We start from the raw sequence: 23,475 nt of genomic DNA on the forward strand, positions 1-23,475 counted from the left end.
ATGAGGATCAATTGATGGACATGGATTTGCTCCGCCGAACCGCAGATCTCCGTTCGGTTGCCGACGCACGGCTTTTAACAATGGAAGATGGCCCGGGCAGAGGACAACGTCTTATCATTGCCAGGAATGCCGCCGGTATCGGCTTCGAAATCGCGGTCGATCGTGGTTTCGACGTGTCATCGCTGTCGTTCAAGGGGGTGAATGTAGGCTGGCACTCTTCCAACCAGATGCCATTCTCGCCACATGACCCGGATTCAGAAGAGGGGTTGGGCTTTTTCCGCAATTTCGATGGCTTCATGGTGACATGCGGTCTGGACCAGTACAGCAGGCCTCACGACTCCGATGTCACGCACTACGGATATCCAAATCTCAAATCCAGGCGGTTACCGCAGCACGGTCGGATATCGTCCGAGAAGTCCCGGCTGAAGAGATTTGGCGTCGAGGTTGGGACAAGCACCATCATCTGCGAGGGCACGGTGCGGCAATCAAGTGTTTTCGGAGAGGTTCTAGAACTGCACCGCAAAATAGCCGTCCCGATTTTCGAATCCACATTGCTCATTGAAGACACGGTAACGAACCGAAGCTTTCGACCATCCGAACACGCTATCCTCTATCACCTCAATGTCGGATATCCTTTCCTGGACGAGACCTTGATCGTGAAGGGCTTGCCTGAACCTGCGCTTTGCGAAATCAATTCGACTCCGCCAATCCCTCACGACAGCTTCGGGGAGAAAGTGGATCATATCGACTGCCGCATCACTCCGCACAACACGCCAATTGTTCTCGAAAACAAACGATGTGGTTTCTCCCTCTCCCTGACCTATGATCAGGTGGCGCTCCCCAAATTTGCGACCTGGCGCGCCTATCAGTCCGGCGTATTCGCACTTGGGATCGAGCCCCGATCCGATCTCCGACCACCCGAAGGCGGTAAGCTGAACGCTGGGGAAAGCCGCACCTACAAGCTGCAGATAGATCTGCTTCCCTCATGAAACGGGCGCAGGCTTTGGAGTATTTGTAATAGCCCGCTCGATTCCAGGCTCCAGCCCCTCCACAAGATAATGGGCCCTGCTGTTAGCTATCTGCCGATATTCCTCTGTAAAGCCAGTTCCAGGTCCTGTCGAAATATAGATCGACAGATTGCCTTGTATCAAATTCGGCACTGCCCATCATCGCCGACGAGGTGGGCAATGCCACAAGACAGTGGATGAGATGGCTGGCGATCAGGCTCACATCCCCGGCTGCAATCATGCCCGCATCCTGCGCTGCCCCCACGGCATCGACAAGCCGGTTCATGATCGGATCGGGCTGCGGCGGGATAGGTGCTTTTTTTTCGAACACGACAGCTTCACTAAAGGTAATGCGCTTCAGCGCGATGAGGTCCGGCTCCATGTTGATATGCAGCAATTCGCGCATCAAGGTCCGCAGGCGCTCGAGAGCGTTGCCCTGCGCCATCGGCAAGTCTTTCAGCCGCGCCACCGCTCGGGCATGAGCGTGTTCCACGACGGCCTCGAACAGGGCGACTTTCGAAGGAAAGCGGCGATAGACAGTATCCTTGCCTGCCCCGCACTGCGACGCGACCTGCTCCATGGACGTGCCGGCAAAACCCCGCGTCGCAAAGAGCATGGTTGCGGCGTCGATTATCCTTTCGGCTGCGGCGTTCTGTTCCGCCTTCAAGGGACGACCGACCCGCGCTGTCGCATTTGTTCTTTCCGACACCAGATTTCCTCCGCACTTGCCCGTGCCCGGCCTGTTTGAAGACGTCAAGCAGGATTGCCAACATAAAAGTTGACCAACATCTTCATATTAACTGGACAGGACGGTCCCGTTTGATTTATTCACTCTAGCAGATTTCCCAAGCTTCGACCATGGGGGCGAATTCGTGAAGCAAGGTCTTTCCTTTAAAAACATTCTGACAGCCACAACCTTTCTGGTGGCGACCCACGCCCTGGCTCAGGAGCAGGGCACACAGTTGGAAACAATCATCGTGCAGGGCAATGCCGCAGCGGCTGGGACATCCGCTGGGATTGCTGCCAAGTCCACCCGGTCGGCAACCAAGACCGGGACACCTTTAGCCGAAACGCCGCAATCCGTTACGGTCATAACGCGCAAGCAGATCGACGACCAGAACCCGCAAACGGTCAGTGAGGCGCTGCGTTACACGGCCGGTGTATTATCCGACCGGGACTCGAACTCACGTTACGATTCCGTATTTCTGCGCGGCTTCGGCGCATTTGGCACAGCGACCAATTATGTGAATTATCTGGATGGCCTGAAACTTCAGCGTGGTCAGGCCTTTGCAACACCCTCCATCGATCCTTTTCTTCTTGAGCGCATCGACGTCCTGAAGGGGCCGGCAGCACTTCTTTATGGCCAGGTGAGCCCCGGCGGCCTCGTCAATCAGGTCAGTCGGAAACCATCGAGCGTGCAGTCGAACGAGGCAAGACTTGAAGTCGGGACCGATGGAAGGGTGCAGAGCGGTCTTTATTCCACCGGCCCCATCGCCACGGATGGAACATGGCAATATGGCATCGGCATTGTTGGCCGCTCCGCCGGCACACGCTATGACGATGTCGATGAAAAGCGTCTCGGTATTGCGCCGTCCCTCAAGTGGCAGCCGGACGAGGATACCTCGCTCGTTATTTCCGGCTATTATCAGCGCGATCCGGAAGGCGGCTATTTCAACTCGCTTTATCCGAAGTTTCTGGCGCCTGCAGGCTATGCCGGTTTCCTCAGTCGGGACCTCAATGTCGGGGATCCGAACTACGATGCGTTCAGGCGCACCCAGTATGGCGCCGGTTACGAGTTCGAGCACAGGTTCGATGATCAGGTGACCATCCGTTCGAATTTCCGGTATTCCGGCGTGGATACCGATATGCGTTCGCTCCAGATGAACGGGCCAATGTCCGCGACGGGTATTATTCCCCGCTGGGCTGTCCACTCCATCGAGGACGTCGAAGGTCTTTCCTTCGACAACCAGGCCGAATTCAAGTTCGAAACCGGTGCCATCGGTCATACGCTTCTTGCCGGCCTCGACATTCAACACTCAAGCAGCAATTGGGAATATCTGCTGGGTGGTGCGACGCCGCTTGATGTGGCCAATCCCGTCTATGGCCGACCGGTCGGCCCGTTCATGACGGCAATCGACAATGATCAGTCACTTCGCCAGACGGGCATCTATCTTCAGGACCAGATCGAGATCGGCGGGCTGCGTGGTGTTTTCGGGGTGCGGCACGATTGGGCCCGTCAGGACACTGACAATCTCCTTGCCGGAACATCCGTAAAGCGATCCGACAGCGCAACAAGCTATCGCGCCGGCCTGCTTTATCTTTTCGACAACGGCATCGCGCCTTATGTCAGCTATTCCACCTCGTTTGAACCCTCCACCAGCGTCGGCGCCAATGGCAGTCCGTTCAAGCCGACGGAGGCGCAGCAATATGAGGTGGGCGTCAAATACCAGCCCTCGGGGCTGGACGCCATGTTCACGCTCTCCGCTTTCGATATTCGCCAGCAGAATGTGGTCTATTACAACGCCTCATCAGGCTTCAATGAACAACAGGGTGAGATTCACTCCCGCGGGCTGGAGTTCGAGGCGAGGGGAAACCTCACCAGCAATCTCGAACTTATCGCTGCGGTTTCCCTGCTCGACACGGAAGTTTCCGAATCCGGTATCACATCGATCATAGGCAACCGCCCGCAGGCCGTGCCGCGCTACTATGGTTCGCTCTGGGCGAACTACACCGTCGATTCCGGTGCGCTGGAGGGCTTAAGCATCGGCGGCGGCGTGCGTTTCGTCGGCTCTAGCTATAGTAACGACACCAATACGGTGAAAGCCGATGGCTATACCCTGCTTGACGCCGCACTTCGTTATGATTTCGGCGCAACGAACCCGAAACTCAAGGGGCTGCAGGCGACACTGAACGTCACCAACCTGCTCGACAAGGACTATTACTCCTCCTGCAGTTCCGAATATTATTGCCAGTACGGCAACGGCCGCACGGTGCTCGCCGGCCTCAGATATAAATGGTGATATCGCCGTGATTATAACGAGACGAGGCTTTTGCATCTCCTTTGCGGCAGCCGGCATTCTTTCCGGCATTCAGCCCGCCGGAGCCGAGCAGCCGGTTACCGTGAGGGATATGGCGGGGCGCGAGGTGCACCTCCCTGCCCTGCCGAAAAGGATCGTTCTGCTGGAGGCGCATGACCTGCTGACGATGTCGCTCCTGCATGGCGATCCTGCTTCGCTGGTTGTGGGCTGGGCCGCCGTCGATCGGCTCGACAGCGGTGAATTGCAGACGATCCTGCTGAACGGTCATTCCGTCAGCACGGTCGGAACGCTGAGCCCGGACACGCTTTCCCTTGAAGGGCTGATCGCCCTGTCTCCCGACCTGATCGTGACCACGGCCTTCATGACGCCGCAGGGTGATGAGAATTCCCTGCTGCAGAGGCTGAAGGAGATCGGCATTCCCGTGGTGTTCAGCGACGCCTCCTCAAACGCGGCCGATGAGGAACGGGCAACCGGCCCGGTCGATACGATGAAAGCGTCCCTGCGCATGTGGGGTACACTTCTGGGTGCTTCAGACAAAGCCGAGGCCTACATCACCTTTGTCGAGCGGGAACTGGCGGGCATTGCAACGCGCGTTTCAGGTGCGAAGCCCGTCACGACCTATCTGGAGGTCCAATCGACGCTCGACGACTGCTGCTGGGCGGCGGGCAGAAAGAACTGGGGCGAATTGCTGGCGCTGGCCGGTGGCCAGCCGCTTCCGGGCGTGGTCGCGCCTTGGTTTGAGAAGCTGTCGCTCGAATATCTTCTTGCCACACCGCATGAGGTCTACATCGCCTCCGGCGGCGGCTGGGCTTCGGGTGGCCGTCCGCCCATCGGCCCTGGAATCGACCCCGAACAGGGTCGACAGGGATTACAGCGCCTGATCGAAGGCCGCCCGGGTTTCGAACACCTGCCGAGTGTTCGTTCAAAGCGTGTTTACGTGATATGGACCGGGTTGATTACCAACTTGCCCCTCAACGTGCTGTTTATCGCCCAGGCAGCCAGATGGCTGCATCCGGAACGATGTGCCGATATCGATCCAACCGCCATTCTCGACACCATCAATCGCGACTTCGCGGCGTTTCCGATAAAGGGACCGCTGTGGGCGGCGATCTGAGACACGGAGCTACGCCCGATGCCATCGACCACCCACAACCGATACCGCGCCCATGCCGCGGTCCAGTTTGAAAAGATTAACGACTATATCGAACCGATTGTCGAATCGATTGCAACGCACGACATGACCGTCGAAAAGGCAGGTGGCATTCATCATATCCATTCGCCATTCGGCAACGCTACATTCGAGGCGACCCGAAACGGTTTTCGGTTGACGGCGGAAGCCGCCAATCCCGGCGGGCTGAACCGGCTGAAACATGCTCTGGTCGGGCCCATCGGTTTTATCGCCGCCCGTGAAAATCTCGATATTCAATGGGAAGGCGACCATGCGGACCCCGCCTTACCCGACGATCTGCGCATTTTGCGGGTGCAGACCATTGAGGACCTGTCGCCCCGCTTTCGCAGGATCGTCTTCAAGGGAGAGAACCTCGAACGTTACGACCGTAAAGACCAGCTTCACTGTCGTCTCATTTTCCAGCCACGCGGCATCGCCGCGCCACGCTGGCCGCTACTTGACCATCGCGGGCATGTCGTCTGGCAGGATAATATTGCAGTTCCGACGCGCGTCTATACGATCCGCTTCATCGACACGGCCAGACAGACAATCACAATCGACTTCGCGCTCCACGCTCATCCCGGTCCCGCGACCCTGTGGGCGATGAATGCACGGGCAGGCGATGTCGTCGGCATTCTGGGCCCTGCGGCGAATGGCCCGGCACCGGCAGACTTCTACGTTCTCGCCGGCGACGAGACCGCATTGCCCGGCATTGCCAGAATTCTCGAATATCTGCCGCCGACGGCAACCGGCCACGCCTTCATCGAAGTCGACACCGCCGCCGATAAATTGCCGCTTTCCTCTTCCAGCGAAGTTTCGATCCAATGGTTATATCGCAACGGTAAGGCCGCAGGCACAACCACGCTGCTTCAGGCCGCCATTCGCTCCCTTCGTTGGCCGGAATGTCCCGCGGGCATCTTCTTCTGGGGCGGATGCGAACACAAAGCATTCAGCGCGATTCACCGCCATCTGAGGAAGGAAGTAGGGCTTCCCCGTGACCGCGTCGTGCTCTATTCGCACTGGCACCGGTCCCTCAGTGAAGAAGACATCATCGCAAAAGGGGCCGATGCCTATCTGCCCCAGTGAAAACTGTTGCTTGGCGGCTTTGAAAATGGCGCTCCATCTATCTGAATGGCCGAAAAGAAGGCGTAAAGCCGTCGTAGCGGGCAAATTTTTTAAACGGATCAGTTGAGTCGCCTTGATGAGATCAGGCCCCACGGTTCCGTATTCGCCGTCTGACGCGGAAGGACCCGAACCGCTGCCTGTTCTGCTTTTCTAACCGCGCAAAACGGCTAATTCTCACTCTTGCCCGTCAGCGGTACCGAGAGGCGGCTCATCGCCGTATGGCCGCCAACCGAAGTGACCCGCAAGAAACTGCCGGCCCAAACGCGGCATGCTGCAAATGTGCAGCCGAACTGAAAGTTGTGGTTTCTGCATCAACTCACAAATTGTTGTGGTTGCACTTCGAAGCAATTTGGCCTTGTTTGTGGACGCAAAATACTCACGGGGAGAGAAAACAATGTCTATAACAGCAACAACGCGCGCCACTCTGCTGGCCGCATCGCTTCTGATTGGCGCCAGTTCCGCATTTGCAGAAACAGTTCTGCATCGTGGCAATGCCGGAGAACCGCAGACGCTCGATCAGGCGCAGACCTCCATCAACATCGAGGCTTTTATCCTGAAAGACCTTTATGAAGGTCTCACCATTTACGATGCTGCCGGTAAGATCATTCCCGGTACGGCAGAAAGCTGGACGCTGTCTGAGGATGGCACCGTTTACACGTTCAAACTGCGTGCGGATGCAAAGTGGTCGGATGGCACACCGGTAACGGCTGGAGATTTTGTTTTCTCCTACCAGCGCGTGGAAGACCCAAAGACCGCGGCAAAATATGCGAATATTCTCTACCCGATCAAGAACGCCGAAAAGATCAACAAGGGCGAAACGCCGGTTGACCAGCTTGGCGTCAAGGCGGTGGATGACAAGACCCTTGAGATCACGCTTGAGCGCCCGACACCTTTCTTCGTTGAGCTTCTCGCTCACCAGGCGGCTCTGCCAATTTCGAAGGCGAGCTACGAAAAGAACGGCACCGACTTCGTAAAGCCGGGCGTCATGGTCTCGAACGGTGCTTACAAGCTCGAAGCGCATGTTCCCAATGACAGCTTGACGGTCGTCAAGAACACCAGCTTCTGGGACGCATCGAACACCAAGATCGACAAGGTGATTTTCTACCCGATCGATGATCAGGCCGCATCCGTCCGTCGTTTCGAAGCCAAGGAAATGGACCTCGCGTATAATTTTTCCGCGGACCAGATCGACCGTCTGCGCAAGTCCTATGGCGAACAGGTTCACGTTTCGCCGACGCTTGCGACCTATTATTATACCTTCGACACACGCGAAGCGCCGTATGACGATGTCCGTGTCCGCCAGGCCCTGTCCATGGCAGTCGACCGCGATTTCCTTGCCAAGGAAATCTACAGCGGCTCGCAGGTTCCCGCCTATTCCATGGTTCCCCCGGGCATGGACTCCTACGGTGAGCCCGCAAAAGCCGATTTTGCCACGCTGTCGCAGCTTGATCGTGAAGACGAAGCCCTCAAGCTGATGAAGGAAGCCGGTTACGGTGAGGGCGGCAAGCCGCTTTCCATCGAAATCCGCTACAACACCAACCCGAACCACGAACGCGTCGCAACGGCTATCGCGGATATGTGGAAGAACACCTTTGGCGCGAAGGTATCGCTGGTGAACCTCGACGTCGCCTCGCACTATGGCTATCTCCAGGAAGGCGGCAAATTCAACGTGGCGCGTGCCGGGTGGGTTGCCGACTATGCGGATGCGGAAAACTTCCTCGCCCTTTCCATATCCTCCAACAAGACCTTCAACTATTCGAAGTTCAACAATGCCGAATATGACGCGCTGATGCAGAAGTCATATGACGAAAAGGATGCGGCAGCTCGCTCCAAGCTGCTGCATGAGGCAGAAACCATCCTCATGAAAGAACAGCCGGTCGCTCCGCTTCTGACGCAGGCAGACCTGTGGCTAGTTTCCAACCGCGTGAAGGGTTGGGAAGACAATGCTGCTAACGAACACCTCAGCCGCTTCCTGAGCGTTTCCGAATAAGCAGTGCTGGCACGGTGGCTGACACCACCGTGCCATGCGGGGAGCCTGAAAAATCATGATCTCGTTTATCCTGCGCCGTTTGGCGAGCGCCGTGCCGACGTTGTTTATCGTCGTCACGATTTCGTTTTTCCTGATGCGTTTTGCACCGGGCGGTCCGTTCAACCTCGAACGCCCCCTGCCGCCGCAGACCATGGAAAACCTGATGAGGACCTATCATCTGGATGAGCCATTGTGGCGCCAGTACCTCATCTATCTCGGCAATGCCGTCACCGGCGATTTCGGTCCGAGCTACATCTACAAGGACAACACCGTCGCGCAATTGATCGGCAAGGGTCTGCCTTATTCGCTAGAGCTTGGTTGTTATGCTCTTCTGCTGGCGCTGGTCGGCGGCGTTCTTGCCGGCACCTTTGCCGCGCTCAGGCAGAATAGCGCCTTCGATTTCTCGATCATGTCCATCTCGACCGTCGGCATCACCGTGCCGAACTTCGTTGTCGCGCCTGTTCTCACGCTGATCTTCGCCGTGTTGCTCGGGCTTCTGCCGGCGGGCAGCTGGGGTGATGGATCGCTGCGATATCTCATTCTTCCGATGATCGCGCTCGCTTTGCCACAGCTCGCCGTCATCGCGCGCCTGACACGCGGCGCAATGATCGAGGCTCTGCGGATGGACCATATCCGCACCGCCAGGGCTTATGGCCTTCCAGCCCGCAGCGTAGTGGTGTTTCACGCCATGCGCGCGGCAATGCTGCCGGTCGTTTCCTATCTCGCGCCTTGTGCCGCAGCTCTGTTGACGGGTTCGGCGGTCATCGAGACGATCTTCACTATCCCGGGTGTCGGTCGCTACTTCGTTCTTGGCGCCATCAATCGTGACTACACGCTGGTCATGGGAACCGTCGTTCTCATCGCCATTTTTGTCATCCTGTTCAATCTCGTGGTCGATATTCTCTACGGCCTGCTCGATCCGAGGGTCAGACATGACTGATATCTCCGGCAATATCGCCCCTCAACCATCGGTGAAAAGCCGAAGCCTGTTCCAGCTTGCCGCCATGCGTTTCAGACGAAACAAAGCCGCCATGGCTGGCTCCATCATGCTCGTGCTGATCACGCTTTTCTCGTTTATTGGCCCGCATTTCCTTTCACACACCTATGATCAGGTGTTTTCGTCCTATGTCTCCGTCGCGCCAAGCCTCGAGCCGCGCCCGGACGTCAACAACCTCCAGAGCGTCATGGAAGGTGTGGCAGGCCGCGCCCGCGTGGAGCTGAAGGAATTTTCCGTCGAAGGCCAGACCTTCACGGCAACCGTCACCTCCAGCGGCCCGATCGACCCGCGCACGACACGGTATTTCGACCGCGCCAACGAATTCGAAAACACGAAGGTCGTTGCAACGGAAGATGATGGTCGAACGCTGAAGCTGGAAGGCGATGTCAATCGCGAATACTTCTTCTTCGGCACGGATTCCAACGGTCGCGATATGCTGGCTCGCGTCATGCTGGGCGGTCAGATTTCCATCGCCGTCGGCGTTCTCGCCAGTCTCGTTTCGCTCGGCATTGGGGTTCTTTACGGCGCAACAGCGGGCTACATCGGTGGGCGCGTCGACAATGTGATGATGCGTTTCGTCGAGATCCTCTATTCGCTCCCCTTCGTCTTCCTGGTCGTCGTTCTCGTGGTCTTTTTCGGGCGCAGCTTCATCCTGATCTTCCTGGTCATCGGTGCGGTGGAGTGGCTGGATATGGCCCGTATCGTGCGTGGCCAGACGCTTGCCCTGAAACGGCGGGAATTCGTGGGTGCGGCCCAGGCTTTGGGCCTGACCGACTGGCAGATCATCCGCCGCCACATCATTCCGAATACGATCGGCCCCGTCGTCGTGTTCGTCACGGTTGTCGTACCCAAAGTCATTCTTCTGGAAAGCTTCCTCTCCTTCCTCGGGCTTGGCGTGCAGGCGCCACTGACGAGCTGGGGAGCGCTGATTTCCGAAGGCGCGAACAATATCCAATCAGCCCCGTGGCTACTGATATTTCCGGCAATCTTCTTCGTGCTGACCCTGTTCTCGCTCAATTTTGTGGGCGACGGGTTGCGTGATGCACTCGATCCCAAGGATCGTTGACATGAATACGACATCTGAAACCATCCTCACCGTCCGCAATCTCAAGGTCGATTTCACGACGCCGGACGGCACGGTGAACGCCGTCAAAGGCATCGATCTCGATGTCAAACAGGGAGAAACGCTTGCCGTTGTCGGAGAATCCGGCTCTGGCAAAAGCCAGACCATGATGGGCATCATGGGACTGCTCTCCTCCAACGGCGTCATCCAGGGTTCTGCCAAATATCGTGGACGCGAGTTGATAAACCTGCCGGTCAACGAGCTGAACAATATCCGTGGCGCGAAAATCACCATGATTTTCCAGGAGCCCATGACCTCGCTCGATCCGCTTTACAGGATCGGCGCGCAGATCGCCGAACCCATCGTCCACCACCGGGGCGGCAGCAAGAAGGAAGCGCGGGCACGCGTTCTCGAACTCCTGAAGCTCGTGGGGATTCCGGAGCCGGAGCGGCGCATCGACAGCTATCCGCATGAGCTTTCCGGCGGGCAGCGCCAGCGCGTCATGATCGCCATGGCGCTGGCAAACGAGCCCGATATTCTGATCGCGGATGAACCAACCACCGCGCTCGACGTGACAATTCAGGCGCAGATTCTCGATCTTCTGAAGTCGTTGCAGCAGCGCTTCGGCATGGCCGTGGTGCTGATCACCCACGATCTGGGTGTGGTCAGGCATTTTGCCGATCGTGTTGCGGTCATGCGCCGTGGCGAGATCGTTGAAGCCGGCACAACGGAAGACATCTTCGAACGCCCGCAGGCGGACTATACCAAGATGCTTCTCGATGCCGAGCCCAGCGGGCACAAGCCGCCTGTCCGTGAAGGGGCCCCGGTCGTTCTCGCCGGCCAGAACGTGACGATTGATTATGTGATTCCGGGCGGCTTCCTGTCAAAGTCGCGGGAGTTTCGCGCCGTGGACGGCGTCAATGTCAGCCTTCATCAAGGGCAGACCATCGGCATCGTCGGTGAATCCGGATCAGGCAAGTCCACGCTCGGTCGTGCACTTCTTCGTCTTGCACCGTCAAAAGGCCAGATTTTCTTCGGTAAGACGGAAATCACCGGACTTGATCGTAAGGCAATGAGGCCCTTGCGGCGGCAGCTGCAGCTTGTATTTCAGGATCCCTATGGATCTCTTTCGCCAAGACAGACTGTTGGAGAGATCATCACCGAGGGCCTTTTTGTGCACGAGCCACAGCTCAGCCGCGCGGAGCGAGACGAACGGGCAATCGCAGCACTGAAAGAAGTCGGTCTCGACCCCGCCGCCCGCAATCGCTACCCGCACGAGTTTTCAGGCGGACAACGTCAGCGTATCGCAATTGCCCGCGCGATCATCCTCAAACCTGATGTCGTCATTCTCGACGAACCCACATCTGCGCTGGACCGATCCGTTCAGGGACAAGTCATCGACCTGCTGCGTGGTTTGCAGAAGACACATGGCCTTTCCTACATCTTCATCAGCCACGACCTTTCCGTGATCAAGGCCATTTCGGATTACGTCATCGTCATGAAAAACGGGAAGATCGTGGAGGAGGGAGAAACGGACACGATATTCGACAGGCCGACGGCTGAATATACCAAAACACTGATCAAATCCGCGTTTTCGGCAGAGGTGGCACGATAGATTATAGTCCGATACAGACGAGAGGAACCGGAAGCACGCATCCCGTACAGCGTTCCTGACGAATGGGGATAGCCGAGGTCTTCGGTCCTTGCCGCAAGCATAAAGTCTTTGCTTTGCGAAACGGAACCGAAGACATCGGTCCTCTCATCTGGTCAACACCAATATAACAACCGCTCAACGGGCCTTGAGAAAGCGATAACCCGTACTGAAATCATTGCTATATATACGGTCCACCGCCACAAAGGGCACATTGCGGCGATAGTCTTCAAACAGCGCTTTTGTTCCTGCCCCCAACTGCCCGGGCTTGCGCAGATCAACGGCTTGCGCCGCATGCAGCAACTGGATCGAGGACATCCAGTACAGATTATCCAGAATTCGGCTGAGATTGGCGACCGAAAGCGGTGCGTGGCTGTCCAGATCCTCGATATTTCCTGCCATCGCAATCGAGCCGACGGGAGCCTGCGCGCCGATCTGCTGGTTTTCGGCCAGAAGCGCGACGAGTGGTTTCTGGATCGCGCCAAACGCATGTCCTTGATTGGTTTCAGCAGCAAGGAACCGCGAAAGATGCGTCATGTCCGGGTTTTCGAAGCGAATCGTCTGCATCGTAATAGCCTGTGACAGACGCACCAGCGCCGTGTTCAGTGTTTCAACCCTCGAGGCCACCGGCAACATCTCAAAACCGGCACTCGGATAGATCGCTCCCGATACGTCGCCCTCGATAAAATACTGCGAGACCTGTCCGGAAGCCTTGTCGTCCGAGGCTCCCGCAACGACGCCCGGATTGTCATCACTATGATTGATCTGGATTTCCAGCGCCTTGGTCAAATCCTGCGTTGCAATTCCGGCTCCGCCAAGCACATAGGCCATGGTGCGATAAGACAGCGGGTCCTGCAGTGCTCGATCCTTCGCGGGTGACCAGAGATAGCTGCCGTCGAGGGCAGAGCGAACCATCAGTGCCCCGGATGTGTTTTCGGCAAAGGGGCGCAGCTCGTTCGTCGCCGCGAGGAAAGGGGCGACATTGCCGTTAAAACCTTCAAGTGCCAAACCAAAGACAACGGCTTCCTTTTGGAGATAACCCGCCGTGTCGTGCGCCAGCAGGGCAGCCTGCCCAGCGGTCAGCGCATTCGTGCTGAGGATCGAAAGGAAATCCTTGCCAACCGGCTCGAGCGGAGCGATGCCGGCCTCTGCCAAGGCGCGCGCTGCTGGAATGCGGTTGCCTTTCATGAAGACCTCCCCCTCGCCGACCATCGCCAGACCGATATGGGAGGCAAGGGTGATATCCGCCTCGCCAACAGAACCGCGTGAAGGAACGACCGGGGTGATCCCCTGCTCCAGAAACTGTCGATACATTTCCGCGACAGCGCTCTGAACGCCGGTTCGGCCGGTTGCAATCTGGTTTAGACGGATCGCCATGCCCGCTCTCACGGCCTCGACCGCCATCGGCTCGCCCACGCCTGCGCCATGCGCGCGCAGGGATGTCGAATTGAAAGCGCGTGACAGCTTCAGCAGATCGTCGTCCAGCACGCGCTTGCCGTCCTTCATCGCGAAAACTGGGCGATCCTTGTTCCAGCCAACGCCAACCGTGAGGCCATAGACCGCCTTGCCTTGCAGGGCGGCCTCCATCACCAGATCGAAGCCTTCGGCGATCCGTTTGTCCGCGCTTTCGGTGAGAGTAATTTTGGCGTTGCCGTCCCGCGCCAGGCCGACGACCTGTTCCACGGTCAGGTTTTGACCGTCGATGGACCAATGTTCCGCCCGTGCGTTTGAAGCAGCAAGCCCGGCCATCGCAAAAGCTGTGACAATGGAGAGGCGATGAATAGTCCCGTTTTTAACAGACATGATGTTCCCTTGAGTTGGTTATTATTATGCCGTCATGTTTGCAGCACTGTCCGGCGTCGAAACGGCTTCGCTTCGACTGGAAACTTCCAGACATGACGGGTGGAGCAATTGGGGGAGCTGGGCCTTGAGCGGCCCATCTCCTTCAGTTCGTGGAATACGGCTTCGGCAGGATCAGGACCGCAATCAGCGATATGAACGCCGCGGCCATGACGTAAAATCCGGGCGCGTGATAACCGATGCCCGTGCTGCCAAGCCATGTCAGCGTCGCCGGGGCAAATCCTCCGAAGATCGTCACAGCGGCATTGTAGGCCAATGACATGCCCGTGGTGCGGATATTCGTCGGGAAAACCTCGGACAGGGTTGCAGGCGCGACCCCGACATATCCCGAGACCATGATGCAGAAGAGGCTTTGCACGATGATGAGCGTCGTCAGTGTTGGCGAAGATTGCAGCCACCAGATCAGGGGATAGACAGCGACCAGCATCGCGCCGGCGGCAATGGCGAGCATCAAGCGCCGACCGATCCTGTCCGAAATGCTGCCGGCGCTGACGCAACCGACGGCAAGGAAGACGTTACCAATCAGCGATGCCGTAAACGCCTCCGAAGGGCTGAAACCGAAAGCACGCTGAACGAAGATCGGCATGTAGATGATCAGCACATAAACGCAAACCGCCCACAGGATCGAGAAAGCGAAGCCTTTGATGAGATGGCCGAAATAGTCCGAGAAGACGAGCTTCAGGGGTGTTTTGGCGGACTGGTTCTCCAGACTTGCCTGTTCGGCCTGAAAAGCCGGCGTTTCGTCCAGCGTCTTGCGCAACCAAAGACCCACCGGCGCGATCAATACGCCAATGAAGAACGGAATCCGCCAGCCCCAGTCTCCGATCTCCTGCTCCGTCAGAAGCGAGGTAACCGCAAAGGCGACGAGTGCACCCATGATGTTGGAAATCGCCATGCTTGCCTGGAGCCAGGAAGCATATTTGCCTTTTTTGTCGGCGGGCGCATGTTCGACAAGAAAGGCGGCTGCTCCGCCGATTTCTCCACCGGCGGAGAAGCCCTGAAGCACTCGTCCGGCAAGGATCATGAGCGGCGCTCCCACACCAATCGCGGCATAGGTCGGCGCCACCGCGATCAGCAGGGTGCCCGCCGCCATGATCATGATGGTCAGGAACAGTGCGGCCTTTCGGCCGGCCTTGTCGCCATAGACCCCGATCACGATGGCTCCCAGGGGGCGGATCACGAAGCCTAGCCCAAAGGCGAGAAAGGCTTTCACGAGTTCGACCGTGTGATCGCCGCCGGGAAAGAAATTATGGGCGATGTAGATTGCAAACAGCGCATAGACGGTGAAGTCATACCATTCCAGGGCGTTGCCTATCGATGCTGCCGCAACGGCGCGTTCCGGTGATGACCGTCTGGCCGGTGTCACTGACAAATTTTGATATGTTTTTTCCATTATTGTCCCCTCTTGGCCTGCCGGTACCGGCAGGCGGTGTTGATTAGTGATCGTAATTTTCCGCCCTTCGTGGCGATTGATGGCGTCTCCTCGCTTTGACCTGTCAGATCTGCACGTGATTTATGCCCTTGCTGGCAATTTCATCCTGTGCCTCGGCATAGCCCGCATCCGCGTAACGGATGACGCCGAGCCCGGTATCATTGTCGAGTGATTGCGAAAGCCGGTCGTCGGCCGCGTTGGTGCCGTCAGCGACGATCGTGACCCCTGCCGAGGTCATGAAACCCGCATACCCCCCGCCGCCGGAATGAAGTGCGACAAGGTCGGCGCGCGAAGCGCAGAGCAACATCGCATCGAGAAGCGGCCAGTCGGCAATGGCGTCCGAACCGTCGAGCATATTCTCCGTCATGATGTTCGGATGCGCCATGCCGGCTGAATCGAGGTGATCGCGAGAGAAGGCGACCGGCCCCTTCAATTCACCCGAAGCGACCAGAGCGTTGACCCGCCGTGCGAGTGCACTTCTTTCGCCATGGCCGAGCCAGGCGATGCGCGCCGGCAGCCCCTCGAACGGAACATGCTTGCGCGCCAGCGAAATCCAGTTGGTAACAATCTTGTTGTCCGGAAACATCTCCAGCACCAGCTCGTCTATCCGCGCAATGTCCGAAGCGTCGCCCGACAGGGCCATCCAGCGGAAGGGACCAATCGCCCGGCAGAACAGCGAGCGCAGATAGGCTTCGGTGAAGACCGGAATGTCGAAGGCGTCAGCAACGCCACCGGCCTGCGCCTGCGTGCGGATCAGGTTGCCATTGTCGAAAACCTCCGAGCCGGCCCGCTGGAATGCCAGCATGGCTGTTACCTGTTTGGCAATCGACACCCTGCCGGCCTCGATCAGTTTGTCCGGGTTCTGGCTGCGCAGGCGGCGCACCCGGTCCAGATCATAACCGATTGGAATATAGCCATAAACAAGATCATGGGCGGAGGTCTGGTCGGTCACGATATCCGGGATGATCCCGCGCGCAGCTATTTCGGGATAGATTTCCGCTGCATTGCCGACAAGGCCGACGGACAGCGCCTCACCCTTCGAACGGGCCTCTTCAATCCGTGCCAGTGCGCTATCGAGGTCATCGGCAATCTCGTCGAGATAGCCGATATCCTTGCGGGTACGAGCCCGTTCCGGATTGATCTCCACGCACAGTATGGCCGCGCCCGCCATGCGGCCGGCAAGCGGCTGCGCTCCTCCCATGCCGCCAAGGCCCGCGGTCAGTACGAAACGCCCGTTCAGCGTGCCGCCGAAGCGGCGTTCGGCAATGCGCATGAAGATTTCATAGGTGCCCTGAATGACGCCCTGCGAGCCGATATATTGCCATGCCCCCGCAGTCAGGCCACCCCAGCATATGAGGCCCTTGCGTTCGAGAGCATAAAAATTCTCGGCCTTGGCCCATTGGCCAACCATGTTGCAATTGGCCATGATGACCATCGGAGCCTCGGCCGAAGTCTTCATCAACCCGACCGGCTTTCCCGACTGGATGACAAGCGTCTGATCCTCATCCATGGTCGTCAATGCGCGTACGATGGCATCATATGCGGCCTTGTTGCGCGCCGCCTTGCCGAGTGCTGCGTAGACGACGAGATTTTCCGGGTCTTCACCCACAGCCAGCACGTTTTCCATAAGGCGCAGCAGGGCTTCCTGCCGCCAGCCCTTCGCGCGAAGCTCTGGGCCTGAAGGGATCGGGAAGCCGGGATTGCGGGGATTCTCTCTCGGCATCTCAGGCCTCCAATGCGTAGTTGGTCAGGTTGATACCCATGACCTTTTCGGGGTGGACATAGATCGCCGGGTCCATCAGACCCGCGCCGATCGGAATGAGGGTCTTCGGGACATGCAGCAGGTGGATCTTCATGCCGACCTTCAGCTCACCGACAGACAGCGGCTCGATCCCCTGCGACAATGTGGTGATGACATCAGGAAAGGTTGCGAGACGACGGCCATCGACCGCATCGACCGCATCGACCGCCATGTATTCGTTCATCACATGCAGGGTAAGCGCCGCATCGCCCCTGCCGATGGTGACCGTACCGACGTCGAAAGCCTCATTCGTATAAACGACATCCTTCGCCGTGATCTCTCCTTCAATCATGATCCTGCCGCCCGTAGTCGAAAGGATCGCATCGAGAACGGCCGCATGCCCTCGAGGTTCGGCGGAGAGGATTGCGTGACCAAGCTCCAGCGCCTTGGAAATTCCGCCGAGCGCCGCATTCTTCGCAACGTAGCCGGCGCGAACCGGATTGCGGGCCGAGGCGATGAAACCGCCCGACATGTCGGAGGCCGTGCGCAGGATGGGAGAAATGCGGCCAGTTGCGCCGCGCGTTACGAGTTCGATATAGCGGTTCTGATCGCGATTTCCGCCAACCGCCGTCTGGATCGACTGGTCCGGTTTACCGGCCATGCCGATCGCCCCCATGTCGCCGGTCGGATGGGCGCGCATGTCACCCACCGCGTCCAGCACCTTGCAGCCGAGAATGGCCGAAGGCAGCCATGCGTTGAGGGTCGAGGACTTGCCGTTCTGCCCGATCATCAGGGCCGCGACCTTCGCACCAAGCTCATCCTGCAAAAGCTGCACGGCCTTGACATAATCCACGCCCCGCATTTCCCAGGGCGTCGTGGAGGCCGGCGCACCGATGGCGGCAGCCGTCGCCACCCAGTCATCTTCGTTCAATTCGTCGATGGAGACGAGTTCAGGCGCACCGGCGTTCACTGCGGCATAGCCCAGCTTCCGTCCGTGGTGGACCCAGCCGCCACCGCCGGCCGCATAGACCGCGCCTCCCCGCACCGCGGGTTCCACATCCTTCTCCGTCAGAATTCTGGCCACTTTCAGCCCTCCCTTTTTCTGTCCAATTCCATAATCGTGTTCGCCAGAACCTCAGCCGCCAAAGCGAGATCGGCCGCATCGGCCCATTCTTCCGGGCAATGAGACCGACCGTCGCGGCAAGGGACGAAGAGCATCGCCGAAGGACACAGCCGTGTCATGAATGCCGCGTCATGGCCTGCACCCGACACCATCTTTCGATAGGGCGTGTCCAGCCCGTCGGCGGCCTTTGCCAGCGTCTCCTGCAATCCATCATCCATCTGCACGCCGGGATTGGCGGAAATCAGCCGCGCCTCGATCGTGTTTTCACCGTCCGCGTCAAGTCCGGTCAGCCAGGATACGAATGCTTCCTTGTCCTCGGCCCGCTCGGCGCGGATATCAACCAGCATGCGGACCCGGCCCGGCACCACATTGGCGGCGTTGGGGGAGATTTCGAACTCGCCCACAGTTGCGGTGAAATGTCCGGGACCACCGGAAAGCTCCGTCGCGAACCGCTCGATCTCACTCACGATCCGTGCCGCAGCGACGAGGGCATCCGCGCGCAACCCCATCGGGGTCGTGCCGGCATGATCGGGACGACCCGTCACCTCGATCTCGACGCGATTGATGCCGACAATGGTTGTCACCACCCCAAGCGCAATCTTTTCCCGTTCAAGAACCGGCCCCTGCTCGATGTGCAGTTCCAGAAAGGCCTTCAGGTCATCAGCCAAGGGAGCTTCAAGACTTTCCGGCTTGCCGCCCACGTCACGTATGGCCGTCGCCAGATCGCGCCCGTCGCTTATACGCCCCAGCCACTCCTGCGGAAGAACGCCCGCCATCGCTCGCGAACCGATGCAGGAAACGCCGAAAATGGAGACTTCTTCAGCAAGAAAATCGACAACGGCCAGGTTGTGCCGCAAGGCAACACCACGCCGGGAGAGAATGCGTGCGACCTCCAATGCAACGACGACACCGGCAACACCATCAAAACGTCCGCCGTCCGGCACAGTGTCGGAATGCGAACCCAGCATGATCGTTCCGGCCTGCGGCTCGGTGCCTTCGCGGCGGCCGATCAGGTTCCCGCCCGCATCCGTCGAGACATTCAATCCTTCACTCAGGAAACGCCGCTGAAGATAGTTGCGCCCTTCGTCGAAACGGGGCGAGAAGGCGCGGCGGGTCCAGGGACGTTCCGGATCGGTAATCTGCGCCAGTGCGTCGAGATCCGCTTCTATGTCCTTTATTGACGCGTCGAGATTGCGGCGCATCACAACAGCACCTCGCGCAGACCAAGTGTTTCGGGCGGCCGCACAAAAATACCGGTTCCCGGCGCAGCAAGCACGTTTTCCCCGTCGAAGGCCATCTCGCCTCGCCGCCAGGTGGCTGCAACCGTCCAGGGCAGTTCCATGCCGTGATAAGGCGACCACCCCGCGATGGAGTGAGGACTGGTGGCTGCGTCATACACCATGGGCCGATCGACCAGCACCATGACGTCAGCGTCGCGCCCGACCTGCAACCCGCCTTTCTGGTGGTCCAGACGAAAATGCCGGGCCGGATTTTCGGCCATCAGCCGGGCCGCCCACACCAGCGGTACGCCGCGTGCGATCGCGCCCTTGACGAAGAGCGGCACCATAACCTCCAGCCCCGGGACGCCAGAGGCATTTTTCAGCATATCGGGATTGGTCTTGCGGTCCTCGCTCCAGCTCACGTGATCGGTGGACACCATCGACACCCGCCCTTCCGCCAGATGGCGCCAGATCGCCTCCACTTCTTTGCGGGGGCGTATCGGCGGGTTGATCTTGGCCTTGCCGCCAAGCCGCGCGACATCGTTCTCCTCATCCAGAACAAGGTAGTGAATGCAGCATTCGACGGAGGAATACCGGCCGTTCCTGCGGTACATCTCGGCGATCTCGTAGCCACGGCTGACGGAGCAATGGACGACATGCGCCGGGCAATCCGTCTCGGCGCCGGTTTCGTAAATCTGCAGCATCGCCAGCGTCTCGGCCAGTTCGGGACGCGACAGGCCGTGCGCACGCCAGTCGGTTATACCGGATGCCTCCACCTCGGAAATCGCGGCGCGGACATAGGCGTCGTCCTCATTGTGCACACCTGCGGCAAGCCCGGTCTTTGCAATCTCGGCGAAACAGGCACGAAGCAGCGCGGGTGGGATACGCGGAAAGCGCTGGGGATCCGTGCCGAAAGTCGAGAACTTGTAGGCGCAAACTCCCGCCGCCGCCTGTTCGGCAATGCGGGCAGAACCCTCTTGCGGATCGACGGTGCCATAAAGCGCAACGTCGATGCGCGCCTCCGCGTCGATCATCGCGACCTTGCGCCTGACGGCCTCTGCAGAACACACGAGATTGCCCTCATCATAGGGCATGTCCACGATTGTCGTGACGCCGCCCGCCGACGCCGCACGGGTCGAAGCCGCAAAACCTTCCGCCCCCTTCTGCGACAGCGAATGCACCTGTGCATCAATGGCGCCAGGCAATAGGATGCCAGTGCCGAAATCATGATTTTCTCGCCCGGCCGGCGCGGGGCCTTCTCCGATGAGCGCCGTTTTCCCGTCGCGAATGGCCACGAAACCTCGAGAAATCTCGCGGTCAGTCAGAATGACCCGTCCCGCCAAAACCGTATCGAAATCCGCCATGTCGTCCTCCTGTCATATTTCGACTATGAGGCACAATTAAATTAGTGGTATATCCCAAAATCCGGACAGCCGATGCCGGAATGGGAAGGCCAAGACGAGGCGTGGGCGGTGAAGGTTTCGACGATTCTTTTATGTGACCAGGTGGTTCGGCTCGGCGGCATCCACCTTGCGTCCAACACAACGGGAATTCCGGTTTCAACTGTATCTGATGCCGTCAACCGCCTGGAAACCGCCCTCTCCGTCAAGCTTTTCGTGCAGGGCGCAAAAGGCCTGATCCTGACAGCGGAAGGCGGGAGACTTGGCCCATATCTCGCGCAGGCCGCCCATGAAATCTTCGCGATCCATGGCGCGTGCGGCGATGACCATATGAAAGATATTTATCAGAGAAGCGTGTCGCTGATTGCACTCTTCCGCTTCGTGGACATTCTCGAATCTGGCTCGATCCGTAAATCCGCATTGAGGCTTCAAATCGGGCAACCACAGCTGACGCGAATGATGGCGATGCTGGAGGACAATCTGGGCGTTCGGCTTTTTGAACGGACCCGCAGCGGCTCGCGCGCATCGCCCGAGGGGCTGCGCATATCGCCCCACGTCCACAAATTACGCGATATCTGGGCTGCGCTGGACTCCACATCCGCCCTGCGTTTCAAGCGGCATTTGCGGCATTGGTCATTCGGCGGCATTCCTCCCGCAACAACGGACAGCCCGTCGGCAATTATTCTGGCGCGAATTGCCGCCAACTGGGCACGGCGTTTCGACACACCGCTGCTGATGCAGCCCGGACTTGCAGACAGCCTGCTGGAAGGACTTGAACAGCAGCGATACGATGCTGTCCTTGTCGACATGCCAGTCAACAATTCCCGTCTGCGCAGCCGTGAGGTTTTGCGCAGCCACCTTTCATGTTTCCTGCAGCATGAAGCACCTGAAATGACGGATGCAGATTCGCCGTCACAGATGCGCGAGGCAATCCTCAAGCACCCCCTGGTACTGCCTTCCCGCGCCTCCGGACTGCGCCAGACAGCCGAGAGCTTTCTAGAGCACCTGCTTGGACCAACGTGGCTGTCAAAGGTGCAGTTGATTGAGATCGACAGCATACCGGTGGCAGTGCAACTGATTGTCGGCCACGGATATTGTTCGATATTGCCGTCCGGCGTGGGAATAACCTCCCCCAAGGTAACGAAAATCCCACTACCCATGACATTTTCCGTTCCATTGCTATTGGCCTGGCGCGCCGATGACAGAGGCACAGATATGGCGCAGCGCGTTCTTCAGCTGCTTGATATGACGAACTAATGGTGGCCGGGCAGGCTCGGCTCCTGCAACTCGGCTCCAAGTATCTAACACTTCGCCGAGCGGTAGGCTTCGGGCCGATAGGTCGTTTGGAACCTACTTGGTCACAGCAAGGCAAAAAGATTTGCGGCTTGTGCGCGGGTTGACCGCTGGCTGGCGATACCTTGGGCGATTTGCCAATATTAACGAACTGCGCGAGCGTACCCACTTGCGGCCTAACCGTCTCAAGCGGTCGGAACAGTGCCACCGTCGATGGTGAATTCGGTTCCCGTGATCGCACCAGCGCGTGGCGACACGAGGAACGCGATAAGATCGGCGACCTCCTGAGGCTTGGCGGGCCGCCCGAGCGGAATGCCGCCGAGGGCCTTCATGATGATCTGCTTGCCGCCCTCGTAATCGGTTCCGGCGTCGGTCGCCAAGCGTTCCGCCAAAGCGACCGCCGCCTCGGTCTCGATCCAGCCTGGCGAGACACGAACGACGCGGACACCTTTGGGCGTGACCTCCTTGGAGAGGCTTTTGCTGTAGGTTGAAAGCGCAGCCTTCGCGGCGGCATAGGCCGTCGTAGATTCAGGCAGCGGCAGCTCGTGCTGGATCGATGTGACGTGAATGATGACGCCGTTACCCTGCTCGATCATCGATGGCAGGAGAGCGCGGTCAAGCCGCACCGCCGGCATGAGGTTGAGGTTAAGCTCCCTAAGCCATTCGTCATCGCCTAGAGCAGCAAAACCGCCGGGAGGTGCGGACGAGCCGCCGAGAACGTTGACGATAATGTCGACCCCGCCAAGGCGGTCGAGCACGCCTCTGGCGACCGCGGCGCAGCCGTCAGCGGTTGTGATGTCCGCGGCGACGTACTGAAGGCCTTCCGGAGAATTGTCCGGAACCGTCCGCGCGGTGGCCACCACCTTCGCCCCGGCTTCTGTCAGTGTCTTGACCACGGCAGCGCCGACGCCTTTCGTGCCGGCGGTAACGAGCGCACGACGGCCGGCAATCGCAAGATCGAAGCTCATAGCGTGATTTCCAGTTCTGCGATCTTGTCGCCTTCAAGAAAAAAGAAGTAGCGGAGATCCACAGGGCTGCCGGGGAAGTTACCCGCCAGGTGGCTCGTGACGACTGTCCTGCCATCTTCGGTCGCGATTGCGAAGGGCTCGACAGTGTAAGTGTACTTGGTAGAGCTGTCGGCCTTCCAGCGCCGGATCGCCTCCCGTCCGGCATAGGTATTGCCTTCATCCTTGACGATGGCGGTTTCGGTAAAGCACTTTGCGACGGCATCGCCGTCTCCTGTGTCTGCCGCGAAATAGAGGGAGATCGGTGATGGTAGATTGACCATTGTCCGGGTTCCTTTTTCGTGTCCGGTCCAAATCCGTGAT

The 23,475-nt window shown here is 58.7% G+C and carries 18 protein-coding genes; 9 read left to right on the forward strand and 9 right to left on the reverse strand.

Translation table 11 applies throughout. From position 1 onward, the window contains the following. Positions 1 to 14 precede the first annotated feature (14 nt). Positions 15 to 989: a DUF4432 family protein gene (locus tag AC1ROR_RS22830; RefSeq protein WP_498590838.1), complete on the forward strand. Its 975-nt coding sequence runs from the start codon at positions 15 to 17 to the stop codon at positions 987 to 989. A gap of 82 nt (positions 990 to 1,071) precedes the next feature. Here AC1ROR_RS22830 and AC1ROR_RS22835 read toward each other — a convergent pair whose 3' ends face one another. Continuing rightward, complete coding sequence (locus AC1ROR_RS22835) at positions 1,072 to 1,716, reverse strand: TetR/AcrR family transcriptional regulator (RefSeq protein WP_498590839.1); 645 nt, start codon at positions 1,714 to 1,716, stop codon at positions 1,072 to 1,074. A gap of 163 nt (positions 1,717 to 1,879) precedes the next feature. Between AC1ROR_RS22835 and AC1ROR_RS22840 the strand changes: the two genes are divergently transcribed. The 7 genes from AC1ROR_RS22840 to AC1ROR_RS22870 all read left to right on the forward strand — a co-directional run bounded on the left by AC1ROR_RS22840 (position 1,880) and on the right by AC1ROR_RS22870 (position 12,042). After that, positions 1,880 to 4,027 (forward strand): TonB-dependent siderophore receptor, encoded by a 2,148-nt coding sequence (locus tag AC1ROR_RS22840; RefSeq protein ID WP_498590840.1) that lies wholly within the window; start codon positions 1,880 to 1,882, stop codon positions 4,025 to 4,027. Positions 4,028 to 4,034: 7 nt separating this feature from the next. Beyond that, positions 4,035 to 5,159, forward strand: a complete 1,125-nt coding sequence (locus AC1ROR_RS22845; protein ID WP_498590841.1) for an ABC transporter substrate-binding protein — start codon at positions 4,035 to 4,037, stop codon at positions 5,157 to 5,159. An 18-nt stretch (positions 5,160 to 5,177) separates the two neighbouring features. Continuing rightward, positions 5,178 to 6,299 carry a DUF2218 domain-containing protein gene (locus AC1ROR_RS22850; protein ID WP_498590842.1) on the forward strand — a complete coding sequence of 374 codons (1,122 nt, stop codon included), beginning with the start codon at positions 5,178 to 5,180 and terminating at the stop codon, positions 6,297 to 6,299. A gap of 433 nt (positions 6,300 to 6,732) precedes the next feature. Further along, on the forward strand, positions 6,733 to 8,328 hold the full coding sequence (locus tag AC1ROR_RS22855; RefSeq protein WP_035225368.1) for a peptide ABC transporter substrate-binding protein: 1,596 nt from the start codon (positions 6,733 to 6,735) through the stop codon (positions 8,326 to 8,328). 55 nt (positions 8,329 to 8,383) lie between these two features. Further along, the gene (oppB, locus tag AC1ROR_RS22860; protein WP_003498068.1) at positions 8,384 to 9,307 is read left to right on the forward strand and encodes an oligopeptide ABC transporter permease OppB; all 924 of its coding nucleotides are present in this window, start codon (positions 8,384 to 8,386) and stop codon (positions 9,305 to 9,307) included. Further along, complete coding sequence (locus AC1ROR_RS22865) at positions 9,300 to 10,430, forward strand: ABC transporter permease (protein ID WP_003498066.1); 1,131 nt, start codon at positions 9,300 to 9,302, stop codon at positions 10,428 to 10,430. Before oppB ends, AC1ROR_RS22865 begins: the two co-directional genes overlap by 8 nt. A gap of 1 nt (position 10,431) precedes the next feature. Continuing rightward, a complete protein-coding gene (locus AC1ROR_RS22870; protein ID WP_498590843.1) occupies positions 10,432 to 12,042 on the forward strand; it encodes an ABC transporter ATP-binding protein in 1,611 nt (536 codons plus the stop codon). A gap of 174 nt (positions 12,043 to 12,216) precedes the next feature. On the opposite strand, the gene AC1ROR_RS22875 is transcribed toward AC1ROR_RS22870, so the two are convergent. The 6 genes from AC1ROR_RS22875 to ertD form a co-directional block, all read right to left on the reverse strand. Continuing rightward, positions 12,217 to 13,881, reverse strand: a complete 1,665-nt coding sequence (locus AC1ROR_RS22875) for an HAL/PAL/TAL family ammonia-lyase (RefSeq protein WP_035225372.1) — start codon at positions 13,879 to 13,881, stop codon at positions 12,217 to 12,219. 142 nt (positions 13,882 to 14,023) lie between these two features. Then, complete coding sequence (locus AC1ROR_RS22880; protein WP_035225373.1) at positions 14,024 to 15,331, reverse strand: MFS transporter; 1,308 nt, start codon at positions 15,329 to 15,331, stop codon at positions 14,024 to 14,026. A gap of 103 nt (positions 15,332 to 15,434) precedes the next feature. Next, positions 15,435 to 17,093 carry a thiourocanate hydratase gene (gene ertB, locus AC1ROR_RS22885; protein ID WP_498590844.1) on the reverse strand — a complete coding sequence of 553 codons (1,659 nt, stop codon included), beginning with the start codon at positions 17,091 to 17,093 and terminating at the stop codon, positions 15,435 to 15,437. A gap of 1 nt (position 17,094) precedes the next feature. Further along, on the reverse strand, positions 17,095 to 18,195 hold the full coding sequence (gene ertC / locus AC1ROR_RS22890) for a thiohydantoin desulfurase (RefSeq protein WP_498590845.1): 1,101 nt from the start codon (positions 18,193 to 18,195) through the stop codon (positions 17,095 to 17,097). A gap of 2 nt (positions 18,196 to 18,197) precedes the next feature. After that, positions 18,198 to 19,436, reverse strand: a complete 1,239-nt coding sequence (locus tag AC1ROR_RS22895) for a Zn-dependent hydrolase (protein WP_498590846.1) — start codon at positions 19,434 to 19,436, stop codon at positions 18,198 to 18,200. Further along, positions 19,436 to 20,818 carry a hydantoin-5-propionate amidohydrolase gene (ertD, locus tag AC1ROR_RS22900; protein WP_498590847.1) on the reverse strand — a complete coding sequence of 461 codons (1,383 nt, stop codon included), beginning with the start codon at positions 20,816 to 20,818 and terminating at the stop codon, positions 19,436 to 19,438. Before ertD ends, AC1ROR_RS22895 begins: the two co-directional genes overlap by 1 nt. Before the next feature lie 72 nt (positions 20,819 to 20,890). Here ertD and AC1ROR_RS22905 point away from each other — a divergent pair, with 72 nt between their 5' ends. Beyond that, a complete protein-coding gene (locus AC1ROR_RS22905; RefSeq protein WP_035225378.1) occupies positions 20,891 to 22,111 on the forward strand; it encodes a LysR family transcriptional regulator in 1,221 nt (406 codons plus the stop codon). Positions 22,112 to 22,332: 221 nt separating this feature from the next. On the opposite strand, the gene AC1ROR_RS22910 is transcribed toward AC1ROR_RS22905, so the two are convergent. Next, a complete protein-coding gene (locus AC1ROR_RS22910; RefSeq protein ID WP_035225379.1) occupies positions 22,333 to 23,115 on the reverse strand; it encodes an SDR family oxidoreductase in 783 nt (260 codons plus the stop codon). Then, on the reverse strand, positions 23,112 to 23,435 hold the full coding sequence (locus tag AC1ROR_RS22915; RefSeq protein ID WP_035225380.1) for a nuclear transport factor 2 family protein: 324 nt from the start codon (positions 23,433 to 23,435) through the stop codon (positions 23,112 to 23,114). The genes AC1ROR_RS22910 and AC1ROR_RS22915 overlap by 4 nt, the downstream gene beginning before the upstream one ends. Positions 23,436 to 23,475 lie beyond the last annotated feature (40 nt).

The sequence above is a fragment of the Agrobacterium sp. GW821-FHT14E08 genome, from assembly GCF_058803865.1.